The organism is Streptomyces sp. NBC_01471 (assembly GCF_041438865.1).
Lineage (GTDB): Bacteria > Actinomycetota > Actinomycetes > Streptomycetales > Streptomycetaceae > Streptomyces.
Genome location: NZ_CP109450.1, coordinates 3,864,687 through 3,879,215 on the forward strand (window position 1 = coordinate 3,864,687; position 14,529 = coordinate 3,879,215).

13 protein-coding genes are annotated in these 14,529 nt (G+C 68.8%); 4 read left to right on the forward strand and 9 right to left on the reverse strand.

What is annotated here, in order from left to right:
- Positions 1–157 precede the first annotated feature (157 nt).
- Entirely contained in the window at positions 158–2,182 is a 2,025-nt protein-coding gene (gene pknB, locus OG285_RS16950; RefSeq protein ID WP_356826755.1) for a Stk1 family PASTA domain-containing Ser/Thr kinase, read from the forward strand.
- 145 nt (positions 2,183–2,327) lie between these two features.
- Here the strand turns inward: pknB and OG285_RS16955 are convergent, their stop codons facing one another.
- The 6 genes from OG285_RS16955 to OG285_RS16980 are packed head-to-tail and all read right to left on the reverse strand — an operon-like array spanning position 2,328 to position 6,849.
- The gene (locus OG285_RS16955; protein WP_371791440.1) at positions 2,328–3,059 is read right to left on the reverse strand and encodes a class E sortase; all 732 of its coding nucleotides are present in this window, start codon (positions 3,057–3,059) and stop codon (positions 2,328–2,330) included.
- Between the two features lie 28 nt (positions 3,060–3,087).
- Positions 3,088–4,470: a class E sortase gene (locus OG285_RS16960; protein WP_371791441.1), complete on the reverse strand. Its 1,383-nt coding sequence runs from the start codon at positions 4,468–4,470 to the stop codon at positions 3,088–3,090.
- Entirely contained in the window at positions 4,467–5,105 is a 639-nt protein-coding gene (locus OG285_RS16965; RefSeq protein ID WP_371791442.1) for an aminodeoxychorismate/anthranilate synthase component II, read from the reverse strand. The genes OG285_RS16960 and OG285_RS16965 overlap by 4 nt, the downstream gene beginning before the upstream one ends.
- The gene (locus OG285_RS16970) at positions 5,102–5,278 is read right to left on the reverse strand and encodes a hypothetical protein (protein WP_203598953.1); all 177 of its coding nucleotides are present in this window, start codon (positions 5,276–5,278) and stop codon (positions 5,102–5,104) included. Before OG285_RS16970 ends, OG285_RS16965 begins: the two co-directional genes overlap by 4 nt.
- A gap of 60 nt (positions 5,279–5,338) precedes the next feature.
- Positions 5,339–6,061 (reverse strand): class E sortase, encoded by a 723-nt coding sequence (locus OG285_RS16975; RefSeq protein ID WP_371791443.1) that lies wholly within the window; start codon positions 6,059–6,061, stop codon positions 5,339–5,341.
- 20 nt (positions 6,062–6,081) lie between these two features.
- Positions 6,082–6,849 carry a DUF881 domain-containing protein gene (locus OG285_RS16980; protein WP_371791444.1) on the reverse strand — a complete coding sequence of 256 codons (768 nt, stop codon included), beginning with the start codon at positions 6,847–6,849 and terminating at the stop codon, positions 6,082–6,084.
- Positions 6,850–6,995: 146 nt separating this feature from the next.
- Here OG285_RS16980 and crgA point away from each other — a divergent pair, with 146 nt between their 5' ends.
- Positions 6,996–7,253, forward strand: a complete 258-nt coding sequence (gene crgA / locus OG285_RS16985) for a cell division protein CrgA (RefSeq protein ID WP_356826760.1) — start codon at positions 6,996–6,998, stop codon at positions 7,251–7,253.
- Between the two features lie 389 nt (positions 7,254–7,642).
- Here crgA and OG285_RS16990 read toward each other — a convergent pair whose 3' ends face one another.
- A complete protein-coding gene (locus OG285_RS16990; RefSeq protein ID WP_356826761.1) occupies positions 7,643–8,536 on the reverse strand; it encodes a rhomboid family intramembrane serine protease in 894 nt (297 codons plus the stop codon).
- Between the two features lie 165 nt (positions 8,537–8,701).
- Positions 8,702–9,253: a peptidylprolyl isomerase gene (locus OG285_RS16995; RefSeq protein ID WP_371791445.1), complete on the reverse strand. Its 552-nt coding sequence runs from the start codon at positions 9,251–9,253 to the stop codon at positions 8,702–8,704.
- A 284-nt stretch (positions 9,254–9,537) separates the two neighbouring features.
- Here OG285_RS16995 and OG285_RS17000 point away from each other — a divergent pair, with 284 nt between their 5' ends.
- Together OG285_RS17000 and OG285_RS17005 are read left to right on the forward strand one after the other, a co-directional pair.
- Positions 9,538–10,236, forward strand: coding sequence for a DUF5324 family protein (locus OG285_RS17000; RefSeq protein ID WP_356826763.1), 699 nt, complete (start codon positions 9,538–9,540; stop codon positions 10,234–10,236).
- Positions 10,237–10,460: 224 nt separating this feature from the next.
- Positions 10,461–11,051 carry a hypothetical protein gene (locus tag OG285_RS17005; protein ID WP_371791446.1) on the forward strand — a complete coding sequence of 197 codons (591 nt, stop codon included), beginning with the start codon at positions 10,461–10,463 and terminating at the stop codon, positions 11,049–11,051.
- Between the two features lie 99 nt (positions 11,052–11,150).
- On the opposite strand, the gene OG285_RS17010 is transcribed toward OG285_RS17005, so the two are convergent.
- The gene (locus OG285_RS17010; protein WP_371791447.1) at positions 11,151–14,066 is read right to left on the reverse strand and encodes a BTAD domain-containing putative transcriptional regulator; all 2,916 of its coding nucleotides are present in this window, start codon (positions 14,064–14,066) and stop codon (positions 11,151–11,153) included.
- Positions 14,067–14,529: the final 463 nt, after the last annotated feature.

Below are 14,529 nucleotides of genomic sequence, written 5' to 3' on the forward strand. Positions count from 1 at the left end.
TGGCCAGGGACGCACAGGACCTGCCCGGTACCGGTCCGATATCAGCTGATGGTCACGGGCCGATCATCCATCCGTGGCCGGTAGCGTATCCGCGAACAGCACACCGCCGGACCACCCCAGGGTGCGGTCGGGACATACGGAGAGGGCTGGATTAGCTATGGAAGAGCCGCGTCGCCTCGGCGGCCGGTACGAGCTGGGCTCGGTGCTCGGCCGTGGTGGCATGGCCGAGGTCTACCTCGCGCATGACACCCGGCTCGGCCGCACCGTCGCCGTGAAGACGCTGCGGGCGGACCTCGCCCGCGACCCGTCCTTCCAGGCCCGGTTCCGCCGTGAGGCCCAGTCGGCCGCCTCGCTCAACCACCCCGCGATCGTCGCTGTCTACGACACCGGCGAGGACTATGTGGACAACATCTCCATCCCGTACATCGTGATGGAGTACGTCGACGGGTCCACCCTCAGGGAGCTCCTGCACTCCGGCCGCAAGCTGCTGCCCGAGCGCACCCTGGAAATGACCATCGGCATCCTGCAGGCGCTGGAGTACTCGCACCGCAACGGCATCGTCCACCGTGACATCAAACCGGCCAACGTCATGCTGACGCGCACCGGCCAGGTGAAGGTCATGGACTTCGGCATCGCGCGCGCCATGGGCGACTCCGGGATGACCATGACGCAGACGTCCGCGGTGATCGGCACGGCCCAGTACCTCTCCCCCGAGCAGGCCAAGGGGGAGCAGGTCGACGCCCGCTCGGACCTGTACTCGACGGGCTGCCTGCTCTACGAGCTGCTGACGGTCCGGCCGCCGTTCATCGGTGACTCGCCGGTCGCGGTCGCCTATCAGCATGTACGCGAAGAGCCGCAGACCCCCAGCAACTTCGACGCCGAGATCACGCCCGAGATGGACGCCATCGTCCTCAAGGCCCTGGTCAAGGACCCGGACTACCGCTACCAGTCGGCCGACGAGATGCGCGCCGACATCGAGGCGTGCCTCGACGGCCAGCCGGTCGCCGCGACCGCGGCGATGGGCGCGGCCGGCTACGGCGGGTACGACGCGGAGCAGCCCACGACCGCCATACGGCAGCAGGACCAGGCCGCAGGACAGACGTCCATGCTGCCCCCGGTCAACCCGGACGACGGTTACGGCTACGACGACCGCCCCGACCGCCGGCGGGGCCGCCCCCAGAAGAAGTCGAACACGTCGACGATCCTGCTCATCGTGGCAGGTGTCCTGGTGCTGGTCGGTGCGATCCTCATCGGGAAGTCGCTGTTCAGCAACAAGGGCAGCGACTCGGGCGAGGTCACCGTGCCGCAGCTCGTCGGCCAGTCCCTGAACCGCGCGAAGGGCTCGGTCGCCAACTCGGGGCTGAAGCTGACCGTCTCCGAGCGGAAGCCCTGCGACAACGCGGCCAAGGGGCAGGTCTGCAGCCAGGACCCGAAGTTCGGCAGTACCAAGCTCAAGCAGGGCGAGACCGTCTCGGTGGTCGTGTCCACCGGCGCCCCCAAGGTCGAGGTGCCCAACGTCAACGGTGAGACCGAGGACGACGCCACCCGGGACCTTGAGGGCAAGGGGTTCAAGGTGAACCCGCAGCAGGTCGAGTCCGACTCGGAAGAGGGCAAGGTCTTCGACCAGTCCCCGAAGGGCAACACCACGGCCCAGAAGGGCTCCGAAATCACGATCAAGATCGCGAAGTCGACCAAGATCCCGGTTCCGGACGTCAAGGGCCGCACCTTCGAGGACGCGTCCAAGCAGCTGACCGACGCGGGCTTCCAGGTGTCCCGGGCCGCCGACCAGGAGTCGGACCAGCCGGCCGGCTCGGTGATCAGCCAGGACCCGGCCGGCGGCGAGGCCGCGAAGGGCGCCACGATCACGCTGACGGTGGCCAAGGCCAAGGCGTCGCCGACGCAGACGGCCATCCCCGAGATCAGAGCCAAGAAGCTGTCCGAGGCGAAGCAGATCCTCAACCAGGCCGGCTTCACCAACATCCAGATCGCGGGCGGCAGCAGCGGCGACGACAACGCGATCGTCACCGGCGCGGACCCCGCGGTCGGCACCCAGGAGGATGACCCGGGCAGCACCACGGTCACGCTCACCACGATGGGCGGCGGCGGCAACGGGAACAACGGCGGCGGGAATCACCACGGCGGAAACGACGACGGCGGCGGCATCTTCGACGGCTGGAACTGACCCACGGGTCACCGGCCCTGGCCGCAGAACACCGCAGCACCGCGCACGGGCGAAGCCCCGGCCCCCGGCCGGACTCCTGAGGAGTCCGGCCACTGGGGACCGGGGCTTCGCCCGTAGTACAGGCCCGTCGCAGTACAAGCCCGTATCAGCGCAGTTCGGCCGGCGGGGTGCGCTTGGCGTCGACCTTCTCCGTGCGCTCCAGCTCGCCCCACACGACGTACCGGTACCGGGATGTGTAGACCGGGGTACAGGTCGTCAGCGTGATGTAGCGGCCCGGCTTCTTCTTGCCCGACTCCTTGGGCACCGGCTGGAGGACGTGGACGTTGTACTTCGACGTCTGCCGGAGCTCCTTGAACACCTTGTAGATGTACCAGGTGTCCTTGGTCTCGAAGACGACCGGATCACCGGTCTTGACCTTGTCGATGTTGTGGAACTTCGCGCCGTGCCCGTCGCGGTGCGCGGCCAGCGCGAAGTTGCCCGTCTTGTCGGACGGGAGCCCCGCCTTGACCGGCTTCACGTAGTACCCGGCGACACCCTCGTTGAGAATGCCGGTGCTGGTGCCCCGCCTGACCAGCACCTCGCCGTTCTTCATCGACGGCACATGGAGGAATCCGATGCCGTCCTTGGTGTCGAGGGCGCCGGGGCCGGTGCTGCCGTGCGACCAGTTGTCACGGATCTTGTGTCCCTGCGCCGCCGCGTGCCGGTCGGCCACGACGTTCGTCCACCACAGCGAGTAGACGACGAAGAGTCCGAGCACCAGCCCCGCTGTGATGAGCAGTTCACCGAAGACGCTGACCGCGGTCGCGATCGGTCCCCGGCCGCCGCGGCGCGCACGGGGCGTGGTTGTCTGCTCGTCCTGCTCGGTCGTCGATGCCACCGCACCTGTCCCCTGTAGTCCGTACCGTTCAGCCTGCGGTCAGGGCTTCGGGCATCCCCTTGCTCCGTGGCCGTTCATCAACCATCTTGCCCCACACGACCATTCGGTACGTACTGGTGAACTCGGGGGTGCACGTCGTCAGCGTGATGTAGCGGCCCGGCCGGGTGAAGCCGGATCCCACCGGCACCGGCTGGATCACCGATACGTTCGACGGGGACGTCTGAGCCAGGTGACTCGTCACCTCGTAGGTGTAGTAGTCGTCCTGTGTCTCGACGACGACCTTGTCGCCGTCCTTGAGCTTGTTGATGTAGCGGAACGGCTCGCCGTGGGTGTTGCGGTGGCCCGCCAGCGCGAAGTTGCCCGTCTTCGCCGACGGCATCGCCGTCTTGAGCTTGCCCTCGCTGTAGTGGCCGACCATCCCGCGGTCGAGCACCTTGGTCTTGCTGACGCCCTCCGCGATCGGCACGACCACGTCCAGCTTGGGGATGTGGATGATCGCGAAACCCTGTCCGGGCTCGAAGGCACCGGGGTCGTTCTTGTCGCCGCCCTTGGCCCAGTTGTCCTGGAGGCTGTGGGCCGTGCCGTTGGCCTCCTGGTGGGCGCGTACGTTCGTCCACCAGAGCTGGTACGTGACGAACAGCAGCATCAGCACACCGAGGCTGATGAAGATCTCACCGATCGCCCGGCTGGCGATGACCGCGGGGCTGTCCTTGAGGGCGCGCGCCGCGAGGCGCGCCTCCATCCGGGTGCGGGGGATGGCCGGGATGACCGGTTCGGCGGGCGCGGCGCTCTTCCGGCCCCGGCCCTTGGCGGCCTTGCGGCGCTCGGCGCGTCCGCCGGTCGGCACGGGGGGCTGGTCCGCGGCCGCGGACCGCGTGGGTGTGGCTCCGGTGACCCGGAGGCCCACGGTCTCGTCGTCCCGCACGACGGGGAAAACGGCCGTGCTCCGCTCATCCGTCCCCGCGGCCGGACCCGACTTCGGGAACGGTTCCGGCGCAGGCGGCTGTACGGGTGCCGGTACTGAGGCGGGCGTGGGCTCATTGGCTGCGGACGCGGGCGTGGACGCGGGCGTGTGGGCCGGGGCCGCGGGCGTGGGCGTGGGCGCAGGCGCGGACGGGCGCGCGGGCGTGGCTATCGGCTCGTACACCGCCTCGCGCCCGTACCAGTCCTGCGGCGGATTCCGCACGGCCGGCTCCGGGGCCATGTTCTCCGCCCGGAACCACGGCGAACCGTGCCTGCCGGTCGGCAGGGGGTCCGTCAGCGGGTCGTACTCCCGGCCGGGGTGACCGGGACCGGCGGCCCCGTCACGCCGTGCGGCGGGCCCGTCCCCTCCCGCTGATTCCGACGCCCCCGTTGGTTCCGACGCCCCCGCCGGCCCCGAGCCGTCCTGTTCGGGGCGCAGTGCCGTCACGCCGCGGCCTTGCCCACCACCGGCGCGAGTCCCGCCGACCGTCCGACCGCGCCCACGTCGCCGCACTGGACCAGCCAGTTGGCGAGCATCAGGTGGCCGTGCTCGGTGAGTACCGACTCGGGGTGGAACTGCACGCCCTCGACCGGGAGTTCCCGGTGGCGCAGCCCCATGATGATGCCGTCGGCGGTCCACGCGGTGACGGCCAGCTCGGCCGGTACTGTCCGGGGCTCGGCGGCCAGTGAGTGGTAGCGCGTCGCGGTGAAGGGCGAAGGCAGACCGGCGAAGACACCGGCCCCCTCGTGCGTCACCGGCGAGGTCTTGCCGTGCAGCAGCTCGGGCGCCCGGTCCACCACACCGCCGTACGCCACGGCCATCGACTGCATGCCCAGGCAGACTCCGAAGACGGGGACCCCGGTGTCGGCGCAGTGCCGCACCATGTCCACGCAGACACCCGCGTGTTCGGGCGTTCCGGGTCCGGGGGAGAGCAGCACGCCGTCGAAGCCGTCCTGCGCGTGCGCGAGGGTGACCTCGTCGTTCCGCACGACTTCGCACTCGGCGCCCAGCTGGTACAGGTACTGGACCAGGTTGAAGACAAAGCTGTCGTAGTTGTCGACGACGAGGATGCGGGCGCTCATCGCACGGCCCCCATTCCCTGGTCGACCGTCACGTCGTTGAACGGAAGCAGCGGCTCCGCCCACGGGAAGACGTACTGGAAGAGCAGGTAGACGAGAGCGAGCACGAGCACGAGCGAGATGACCGCCCGGAGCCATACGTTGCCCGGCAGATGCCGCCAGATCCAGCCGTACATGCTGTCCCTTCCGTTCGTGGTACGGCACCAGAGTAGAGGGCTGTGGCAGGCGCTTGTGGGTCACCCGCGCAAAGCGGCCGGCTTGCCCTGCGTCACGGGCTGCGTGGAGTCGAGATGTCCCCAGGCGATGAGCCGGTGGCTGCTGCCCCATTCCGGGTCGCACGTGGTGAGTGTCAGATAGCGGCCGGCCCCCTGAAAACCCGACTTCACCGGCACCGGGGCGATGACCCCGGTGTCGGACGGCACGGTCAGATAGGGCTTCTTGTCGATGCGGTACGTGAACCAGGTCGTCCCGTCCGTGAGCACCACCGCGTCGCCGGGCCGGAGTTTCGGGAAGTCCTTGAACGGGTCGCCGTACGTACGCCGGTGTCCGGCGACCGCGAAGTTTCCCGTGGCGCCGAGCCGCGCGGTGCCCGCGTAGTGGCCGAGCCCCCGCTGGAGCGTCCCGACGGCCGTGTTCTGCAGCACAGGCCTGCTCCAGCTCCCGCCGAGGCGCGGGATGTACATCACGGCGAAGGGCTTGCCCGCGTGGTACGCGACGGGGGCGGGGGGCGCGGCGGGCTTCGGTTTCGACGGCGCCGTGGCACCGGATCCGGGTGCGGGGCCAGGGGTGGCGGCCGCGCTGCGCGCCCACTGGTGGTGGAGGTCGTCGATCTGGTGGTCGGCCGCGTTGTCCGCTTTGACGCCCGTCCAGAACAGCAGGTACGCGACGAACAGCACGATCAACGCACCGACGGTGATGCAGAGTTCGCTGAAGCTCCTGACGATCAGTCGCACCGTCACAGCTGTCCGCCTCCCCGGGACTACCCCACAGGTCCTGCGTAATGGAGATCCACTGTGCCCGAGTAGCCGGGAAGAGTCACCGCCCGGTAGTCATCGACTTTCCAGCCGAGCCCGTACGCCTTCACGTACTGCAGGTAGTTCTGGATCGCCGGGGAGGCCGTGAGCGCCTTTTTCAGCTTGCCGGGGTTGCCGACGGCCGTCACCTTGTACGGAGGGGAGTACACGCGGCCCTGAAGGAGCAGGGTGTTGCCGACGCAGCGCACCGCGCTGGTGGAGATCAGCCGCTGGTCCATCACCTTGATGCCCTTGGCACCGCCCTGCCACAGGGCGTTCACCACCGCCTGGAGGTCCTGCTGGTGGATGACCAGGTCGTTGGGCTGCGGTTCGGGGTAGCCGGGGTTGGCGGTGGTGTTCGGCGGGGCGTCGTCGAGCGTGACCGAGACCGCGGCCCCGCTGAGCTTCTGCGTACCGGCGGACTTCTCCAGGGCGTTGAGGCCGGCGTCCTCCTTCTTCGTGGCGCCTCCGTCACGCTGCGCGAGCGCGTCGACGTCGCGGCGGACGGCAGCGGTGGAGTCGCCGAGCTCCTTGTTCTTGCCGTTGCGCTCCTGGATGAGGTCCGAGAGTTTCAGCATCGACGCATCGGTGCGGATATCGGTGCCCTTGGCGGTATTGAAACTGGTCACGAAGATGAGTCCGGCGAGCGCGAAAACCGCGGCGGTGAGGACCCGGACCGGCCGCCAGACGCGATGACGGGCGGCGCCTGTGGGAGAGTCGTCAGAATTACTCAACGTACCCTTATCTCCTTCCACACCCCGGAAGCACTACGCTAACGGACGCCCGGGGGAGGCAATGCGCCCCGTCGCATCCCGCTCCCGGCACTTCCTACACAGTTCCCCCTGCGCGGTCACGCAGCGCATCGACAGGAGAGCCCCTCGTGCCGAAGTCACGTATCCGCAAGAAGGCCGATTTCACGCCGCCGCCCGCGACGAAGCAGGCGACCGCCATAAAACTGACGAACCGCAGCTGGGTGGCGCCGGTGATGCTGGCGTTCTTCTTGATCGGTCTCGCCTGGATTGTCGTCTTTTACGTAACGGACGGCGATATGCCCATCAAGGCGTTCGGGAACTGGAACATCGTGGTCGGCTTCGGCTTCATCGCGGGCGGCTTCGGCGTCTCGACCCAGTGGAAGTAGCTCGCCCGACTCCCACATGCCCGCGTGACCGTCAAGCCCTGCCCTGAGTTATCCACAGCGCTATCCACAGCCGGGGAAAACTCAGAAGATCTGTGGATAACTTTCGGGCGTTGACGCCGGTGTGACTACTCGGCGCCATACCACAACAGTGGCCCGCCCCTTGCCCTTCCTGGGGAAACCCAGGTCAGCGGCAAGGGGCGCTGCCGTTCCCCACAGGATGCACAAGATCCGCCACTCGCTGTGGACAACTGGACCTGAACAGGGCTGCGGCGGGCCTGTCGCACGTTCGGCCACAGGCCTGCCAGACGTCTGCCGCAGCTCCCTCGGTGGCTCAGGGGCCGCCCTCCGGGAGGGCCCGCTCAGGTCAGCACCGGAGGGGGCGAAACCGCTCAGGTCAGCATGGCGGTTCTGGCCAGCACCATGCCGATGGTCGCCACGAGCACCAGCGCGCAGGTCCCGAACTGCAGCAGCGTCCGCCGCTCGCGTGGGGCGTGCACCATACCGATCGCGATGACGATCCCGGCGACGAAGCCGCCGAGATGCGCCTGCCAGGCGATTCCGCCGGTGAAGGTGAAAATCACGTTGACCACGAGCAGGCCCAGGAGCGGCCGCATGTCGTAGTTCATGCGCTTCATCAGGACACCAGTGGCACCCAGCAGCCCGAAGATGGCGCCGGACGCACCGAGCGACGGCTCGGTCGGCGAGGCGATGAGATAGGTGAGCGCGCTGCCGGCCAGTCCGGAGATCAGATACAGCGCGATGTAGCGGGCCCGGCCGAGCGCAGCCTCCAGGGGTCCGCCGATCCACCAGAGGCTGAGCATGTTGAACCCGATGTGCGGATAGTTGGCGTGCATGAACATCGCGGTGAACAGGCGGTACCACTGCCCCTGGGCGACGCCCACCAGTGGCCCGAACGGCGTGGTCTGCGCCTGGCCGACCAGCTCGTAACTGGAGTCGAAACTGTTGTTGTTCGCCACCTGCATGATGAACACCAGGACGTTGATCCCGATGAGGATCTTGGTGAGCAGGCGCGGGTCGGCAGTGACCGCACCGCCCGCCACGGTCCGCGGCCTGCTCGCCGGAGCCGGGGTGCTCCCCGTACCGGAGCCGCGCACGCACTCCGGGCACTGGAAGCCGACAGAGGCACTGATCATGCACTGCGGGCAGATCGGCCGCTCACAGCGGACGCAGCTGATGCCCGTCTCCACGCCCGGGTGGCGGTAGCAGTGGGGCAGACCACCCGCCCCGGGCTGCCGCTCCGGGCCTCCTGGCAACTCTTCCATCGGGTTCCCTCGTCTCGTACGGGTCGCGTACGCACTGCACCCGCCCCGCTCGTCATACGGACGAACGGGGCGGGTGGTTCCCGTACCGGACAAGGCAACGGGCTCTCTGCTCCCACCACTCCCGCGCCCGCGGGATCCGGCGGCCGGCACCGGCCGCCGCGCGGTTCAGCTCTTGCGGGTCGCAACACCGTCGCGGGTCTCGACGACCACCGTCTCGATGACGATGTCCTGGACCGGCCGGTCGGTGCGCGGGTTGGTCGGGGCGGCGATGATCTCGTCGATGACCTTCTGGCTCGCGGCATCGGTGACCTCACCGAAGATGCTGTGCTTGCGCGTCAGCCAGGTCGTCGGCTGCACCGTGATGAAGAACTGCGAGCCGTTGGTGCCCGGTCCCGCGTTGGCCATGGCGAGCAGGTACGGCTTGTCGAAGGACAGGTCCGGGTGGAACTCGTCGCCGAACTCGTAGCCGGGACCGCCTGTGCCGTTACCCAGCGGGTCGCCGCCCTGGATCATGAAGCCACTGATCACGCGGTGGAAGACGGTGCCGTCGTAGAGCCGGTCCGTGGATTTCTTGCCGGTGGCCGGGTGGGTCCACTCCCGCTCTCCCCGAGCGAGTTCGACAAAGTTCCTGACCGTCTTCGGCGCGTGGTTCGGCAGCAGCCGGATCTCGATGTCGCCGTGGTTGGTCTTCAGGGTGGCGTAAAGCTGCTCGGCCACGATGTGCCTTCCGTAAGTCTTCTCTGACGTCCACCGATCCTCGCACGGACCCGGAGCACCGAGCGGCCACGCAGGGGAAAAGCACTCGGGTGACCGCCGAACCGGCGCGCACCGGGCCGAACCATGGCATTGTCGGCCGCAGACTCCCCCTTGCACCACAATGACGGATTACGTCTTTCCTGACCCGGATGCCTGATCTCACGTGCCGCGAAGGTGCCGGACAGGCATGATTTCGAAAAGGGTGGACAGGCGAATGACAGAACGCCACCGATGAGGAGGAACCCGTGACCCGCATGGACAGCGTGCGCGCCGCGACCGGTACGGCGAAGGAGAACGTGCTGCACGCCGCGGAAGTGGTGGCGCCCTACGCCGGAACGGCCAAGGAACAGGCCACGCATTACGCCAACGAAGCTCGTGTACGACTGGCCCCCAAGGTCTCGCTGGCAGCGCAGCAGGCCCGTACCCAGTACGACGCACGACTCGCACCCCACGTCGACCAGGCCCTCACTCATGTACCGCCGAAGGTCGACGCGGCGGCGCAGCGCGCGGCCAAGGCGGCCCGGCAGGCGCAGAGCCAGCTCGCACCGCGGGTGGAACAGGCCGTGGCAGCGGCCCAGCCCGTCCGTGAGGAGGCCGCGGCCCGCAGTGCGGCCGCCGTGGCGGCGCTGCGCGGTCAGGTCACCGCGAAGCAGATCCAGAAGCTGGTCAGAAAGCAGCAGCGGCGCGCGAAGGCGGGCCGGCTGGCCAAGGGCGTCGCCGTGCTCGGCGTGGTCGCCGGAGGCGCTTTCGCTGCCTGGAAGTGGTGGGACAAGCAGGCGAACCCGGACTGGCTGGTCGAGCCGCCCGCGCCCACCGAGGTCGCGGACCGGCGGCCGCCGCTCAGTGCGGTCGACGGCAGCTCCGACGCGCTGGACCCCGAGGTCAAGGCCAAGCAGGCCAAGGCCGAGGAGGCAGACCAGGAGCGTGACGACCCCCGGAACTGAACCGGCGGGCGCCGCCCATCGCGTCGGCGGACATGAACGTGCGGGGCGTCAGGAGGCTCATCTCCTGACGCCCCGCACGCGTGCGCGGGCAAGACAGTGAGCGGACACGGCGCGGGCGTGGCGCGGGCGGGCCGCCCCGGTCAGGCCGCTTCCCCTTTCGATAACGAAAGGAAAACCCGCCCGGGTAGCTTCCTCTCACCGTCCTGGCGAGAGGAAGTTTCATCATGTCCACCTCTGTTTCGGGCTCCGCCCGCATCCGGCTGCTGACCGGGCCGTTCCGGGCGCGGACGTGGCGGCATGTGCTGTACGCCCTGGTGGCGGTCGGCCCGCTGCTGCTGTTCGTACTCCCGTACGCCATGAAATCCACCCAGCGACATGGAAATCAGCAGATGGGCGTGCTGGTCCTGCTGGTCATGCTGGTGGTGGTCGCATTCATCGGACCCGTCATCGAGCGGCTGCGTACGCGGCTGCTGCTCGGCGAGGACATCGGGCACCGCCCGGGGGCCGGCCGGATCGGGCGTGGCCTCTTGTTCATGCTGATCAACTTGCTGGTCAGCTCAGTCTCGTTCGGCCTCGTCGCGGGCTGGTTCATCGTGTCCGCACGCAATCTGACGTACCCGATCTGGGGCTGGGCGCCCTACCCCGACCCCGCGTGGGGCGGCCCCTTCCCGGCCGGTGCGGTGGCACTGCACTTCGCGGCCGGTGTGGTGGCCCTCTTCTTCGGCCCCTGGCTCCTCGTCGCCGTCACCAACTGGCAGGTACGGGTGGCACGCAGCATCATCGGCAGCGGGGACCGGGGGCCCGGGACCGGGTGAGCGGCTGGGCGGCTGAGCCGCTGAGCTACTGAGCTGCTGAGCCGCTGAACGGCTGGGGGCCGAGCGGCTTCGACGATCCCCTCATGGGCCATCTGTATGTCATCCATGTTCCACGTGAAACATCGATCGGTGCCGGACCGGAGAAACCTCCAGCAGGGCCAGTTGCTCCTGGGCCCGCATTACGCGCTCCAGCCACGGCCGGGCGCCGACCACCTCAAAGATCTGCTGGGCGTCCCGCAGATGCTGGCGGGCATCGGGTATCCGCTCCGTTCTCCCGTACAGATCCGCGAGCACGAGATGAATTTGCCCTTCCACCAGCGGGCTGTTGATACGGGTCGCGATCTCCAGGGCGTCCACCAGCGTGTGCTCCGCCTTCTGCCAGGCGCCCGCACCGAGCCGTGACTCGCCCAGGCCCAGCAGCGCGTACGCAAGGCCGACCAGGTCCGACTTCTCCTTGACGATCCGGAGCACCCGCAGAAGCGCTTCCTCGGCGAGGTCGAAGCGGCCCTGCGCCAGGTAGGCACGGGCCAGTCGGTGGGTCCCCTGGGCGATACCGCGTGCCCCGCCCTGGCCGATGCTCTCCGAGATGCTCACTGCCTCAAGTCCGAGCCGGATGGCGATGTCGGGGCAGCCTCGGTCCAATTCGATCTGCGCCATGTTGTTCAGTGAATGCGCCTCCGACGAACGGTCGCCGACCCGCCGGAACACCGCTTGAGCAACCTGGAGGCGGGCCATCGCCGCCTCCAGGTCACCGCGCATCCGGTCGATGATCGCCATGTTGCGCAACGTCAGCGCCGCGCCGTGCTCCTCTTCTGCGGCCCGGTGCAGTTCCAGCGCTGCCGCGAAATACGTTTCGGCCTCCTCCAGCCTGCGCAGCCGCAGCGCGACCGCGCCCAGGTCGTGCAGCATGGCCGCCTGACCACGCCTGTTGCCCGCCGCCCGCGCCGCGCTCAGGGCATGCCCGCAGCTCACCCGCCAGTCGTCCACGTAGTTGCGGGTCTCGAAGAGCGCGACCATCGACATGGTCAGGTCCCAGGCGAGCTCGTCCATCCCGAGCGCCGCCGCCTGCTCGATCACGGTGAGCAGTGCCGACCGCTCGGCCTCGAACCACTCCAGTGGCACCGCCAGCAGTTCGGACGTGACCGCCGGTTCGAGATGACGGCGCACCACCCCGCTGTGCAACAGCGTGAAGTCACCGCCGTACTCCCGCCGGTGGGCCTGCTCGGCGAGGGCCAGACAGGTACGGAAGACCCGGTCGCGGGCCGCCCACTGGTCGGTGACGCCCTCCTCATCCTGGGCGCACTCCCGTGCGTACAGCCGCAGCAGGTTCTGGAAGCGGAACCGCAACCGGCCTGTCGCGTCCAGCCCGACGACCTCCAGGAACTGCGCATCGACGAGGAGTTCGACGAGGCGCTCGCCCTCCAGCACGTCGACATCGAGCAGCGCCGCTGCCACCCACACCGCGAAGTCGGGCACCTCCAGCAGACCGAGCCGCCGGTAGAGGCAGGCAGCCTCGGTGGGCAGACAGCGGTAGCTGAGCGCGAAACTGGCCCGGACCTGGGACTCGCCCTGGCTCAGCTCATCCAGCCGACGCCACTCGTCACTCAGCCGGTCGGTCAGGTGTCTCACCGACCAGTGCGGCTTGGACGCCAGCCGCGCGGCGGCGATCCGGAGGGCCAGCGGCAGCCGGTCGCACAGCTCCACCAGCCGCATCGCGTCGGCACGTGCCGACGCGATGCGGTCATCGCCCACGATCCGGCCCAGCAACCGCATTGCCTCCTCGCCAGGCAGTAGCCCAAGATGCACCCTGGCCTCCGAGGGCCAGGTGACCAACTCCTCCAGCTGCTCCCGACTGGTGATCAGCACACAGCACGCCCCACTGCCCGGAATAAGCGGCTTGACCTGTGAGAACGCGTGTACGTTGTCGAGGATCAGCAGCACTTTCCGGTCGGCCAGCACCGTCCGGTAGAGCCTCGTCCGCTCTTCCAGTTCCGCGGGAATCTGCTCGCCGGACACACCCAGCGAGCGCAGCAGCCTGCTGAGCACTTCACCGGCGGCGGCGGGTTCGTGGTGTTCGTCGTAGCCGCGCAGATCGGCGAAGAGCCGTCCACCGGGAAACCGTTCGGCGACCTCATGCGCCCAGCACAGGGCAAGCCCGGTCTTGCCGACACCTGCGGCACCGGTGATCAGTCCGATGGACGGGGCCCGCCGGCCCTCCGCCCCCGCCTCCAGAAGGTCCAGCGCCTCCAACTCGCGGCTCCGACCGGTGAACCCCGCCACTGCCGGTGGGAGTTCGGACGGGACCGGCCCGGGCCCCGGCCCGGCCAGGAACGACGCCACTTCGACATGCTGCGGCACGGTGGGCGCCAACGAGGGATCGTCGCGCAGAATCGCGTCGTGCAACTCCTGCAGATCAGGGCCCGGCTCCAGACCCAGCTCATCGATGAACAGACGCCTGGCGTAACGGAACGACTCGGTGGCGGCTGCCCGCCGGCCCGATCGGTACTGGGCCAGCATCAAATGGTGCAGGGTCCGCTCCCGCAACGGATTCTCCCGCACCACCAGGGAGAGCTCCGGGATGATCTCCTGGTGCCGGCCGAGTCCCAGCCGGACTGCGGTCGAGTCGTCGAAGGCGTTGAGTCGCATCTCCTCCAATCGCGCGGCTTCCTCCTCGACCGCCCGACCACCCACCCCCGCCAGCGCCGGTCCACGCCAGAGCCCGAGTGCCCGCGCGTAACTCTTCGCGGCGTCCTCCGAGCGCCGCTGCCGCACCGCAGCTTCGGCCTCCGCCGCCAGCGCGCCGAACTCCGCCGCGTCGACGGAGTGCCCTCCGGCGTTGAGCAGGTATCCGGGGTGCGCAGTCACGATGATGTCCTCGGTGACACCCTCGGTCTTGAACGTCTTGCGCAACGCGGCGATGACGATGGCGACCTGTGTCCGCGCGGTGGCCGGAGGCCGACCGTCCCAGACGGCGTCCACCAGCGTGTCCACTGGAACGATACGTCCGGGGTTCAAGAGCAAAAGCGCCAGGATCGTACGCTGTCGAGCCCCGCCCACAGGTACTTTTCGGAGTCCTGCTGTCACTGACAACGGCCCGAGAATCTGGAAATTGAGCCGAACCCCCACCGGACCTCCCAGCCCCTACCCCGCCCCAGGGACGTGCGCGGACCAACATAGCCCGCCAGCCAGTGGGCCAGCGGAGTTGATTTCACCTGCATCGTGTCCCTGCCGATCTCCGAAGATCTCGGGCGGAACCTCGAGCAAGACACGGCGAAGTACGAGTTAGCCGGGGCCCGGCAGGCGAGGCTGCCGCCCTTCACCTCCCTGAAGACCTACGCGCTGGTCGACCGAACGGGCAACTGACCGGCCTGAGCCGTGCCGTGCCGTGCCGTGCCGTGCCGTGCCGTGCCGTGCCGTGCCGTGCCGTGCCGTGAATAGGATCTGCCGCCTGCTGTCGAATACGGGAGCGCGGTTGTGG

What these genes read in the sequence shown, in the direction of transcription:
- pknB (WP_356826755.1), top strand. Translation starts at nt 158, where the DNA reads ATGGAAGAGCCGCGTCGCCTCGGCGGCCGGTACGAGCTGGGCTCGGTG.
- OG285_RS16965 (WP_371791442.1), bottom strand. Translation starts at nt 5,105, where the DNA reads ATGAGCGCCCGCATCCTCGTCGTCGACAACTACGACAGCTTTGTCTTC.
- OG285_RS16970 (WP_203598953.1), bottom strand. Translation starts at nt 5,278, where the DNA reads ATGTACGGCTGGATCTGGCGGCATCTGCCGGGCAACGTATGGCTCCGG.
- OG285_RS16990 (WP_356826761.1), bottom strand. Translation starts at nt 8,536, where the DNA reads ATGGAAGAGTTGCCAGGAGGCCCGGAGCGGCAGCCCGGGGCGGGTGGT.
- OG285_RS17005 (WP_371791446.1), top strand. Translation starts at nt 10,461, where the DNA reads ATGTCCACCTCTGTTTCGGGCTCCGCCCGCATCCGGCTGCTGACCGGG.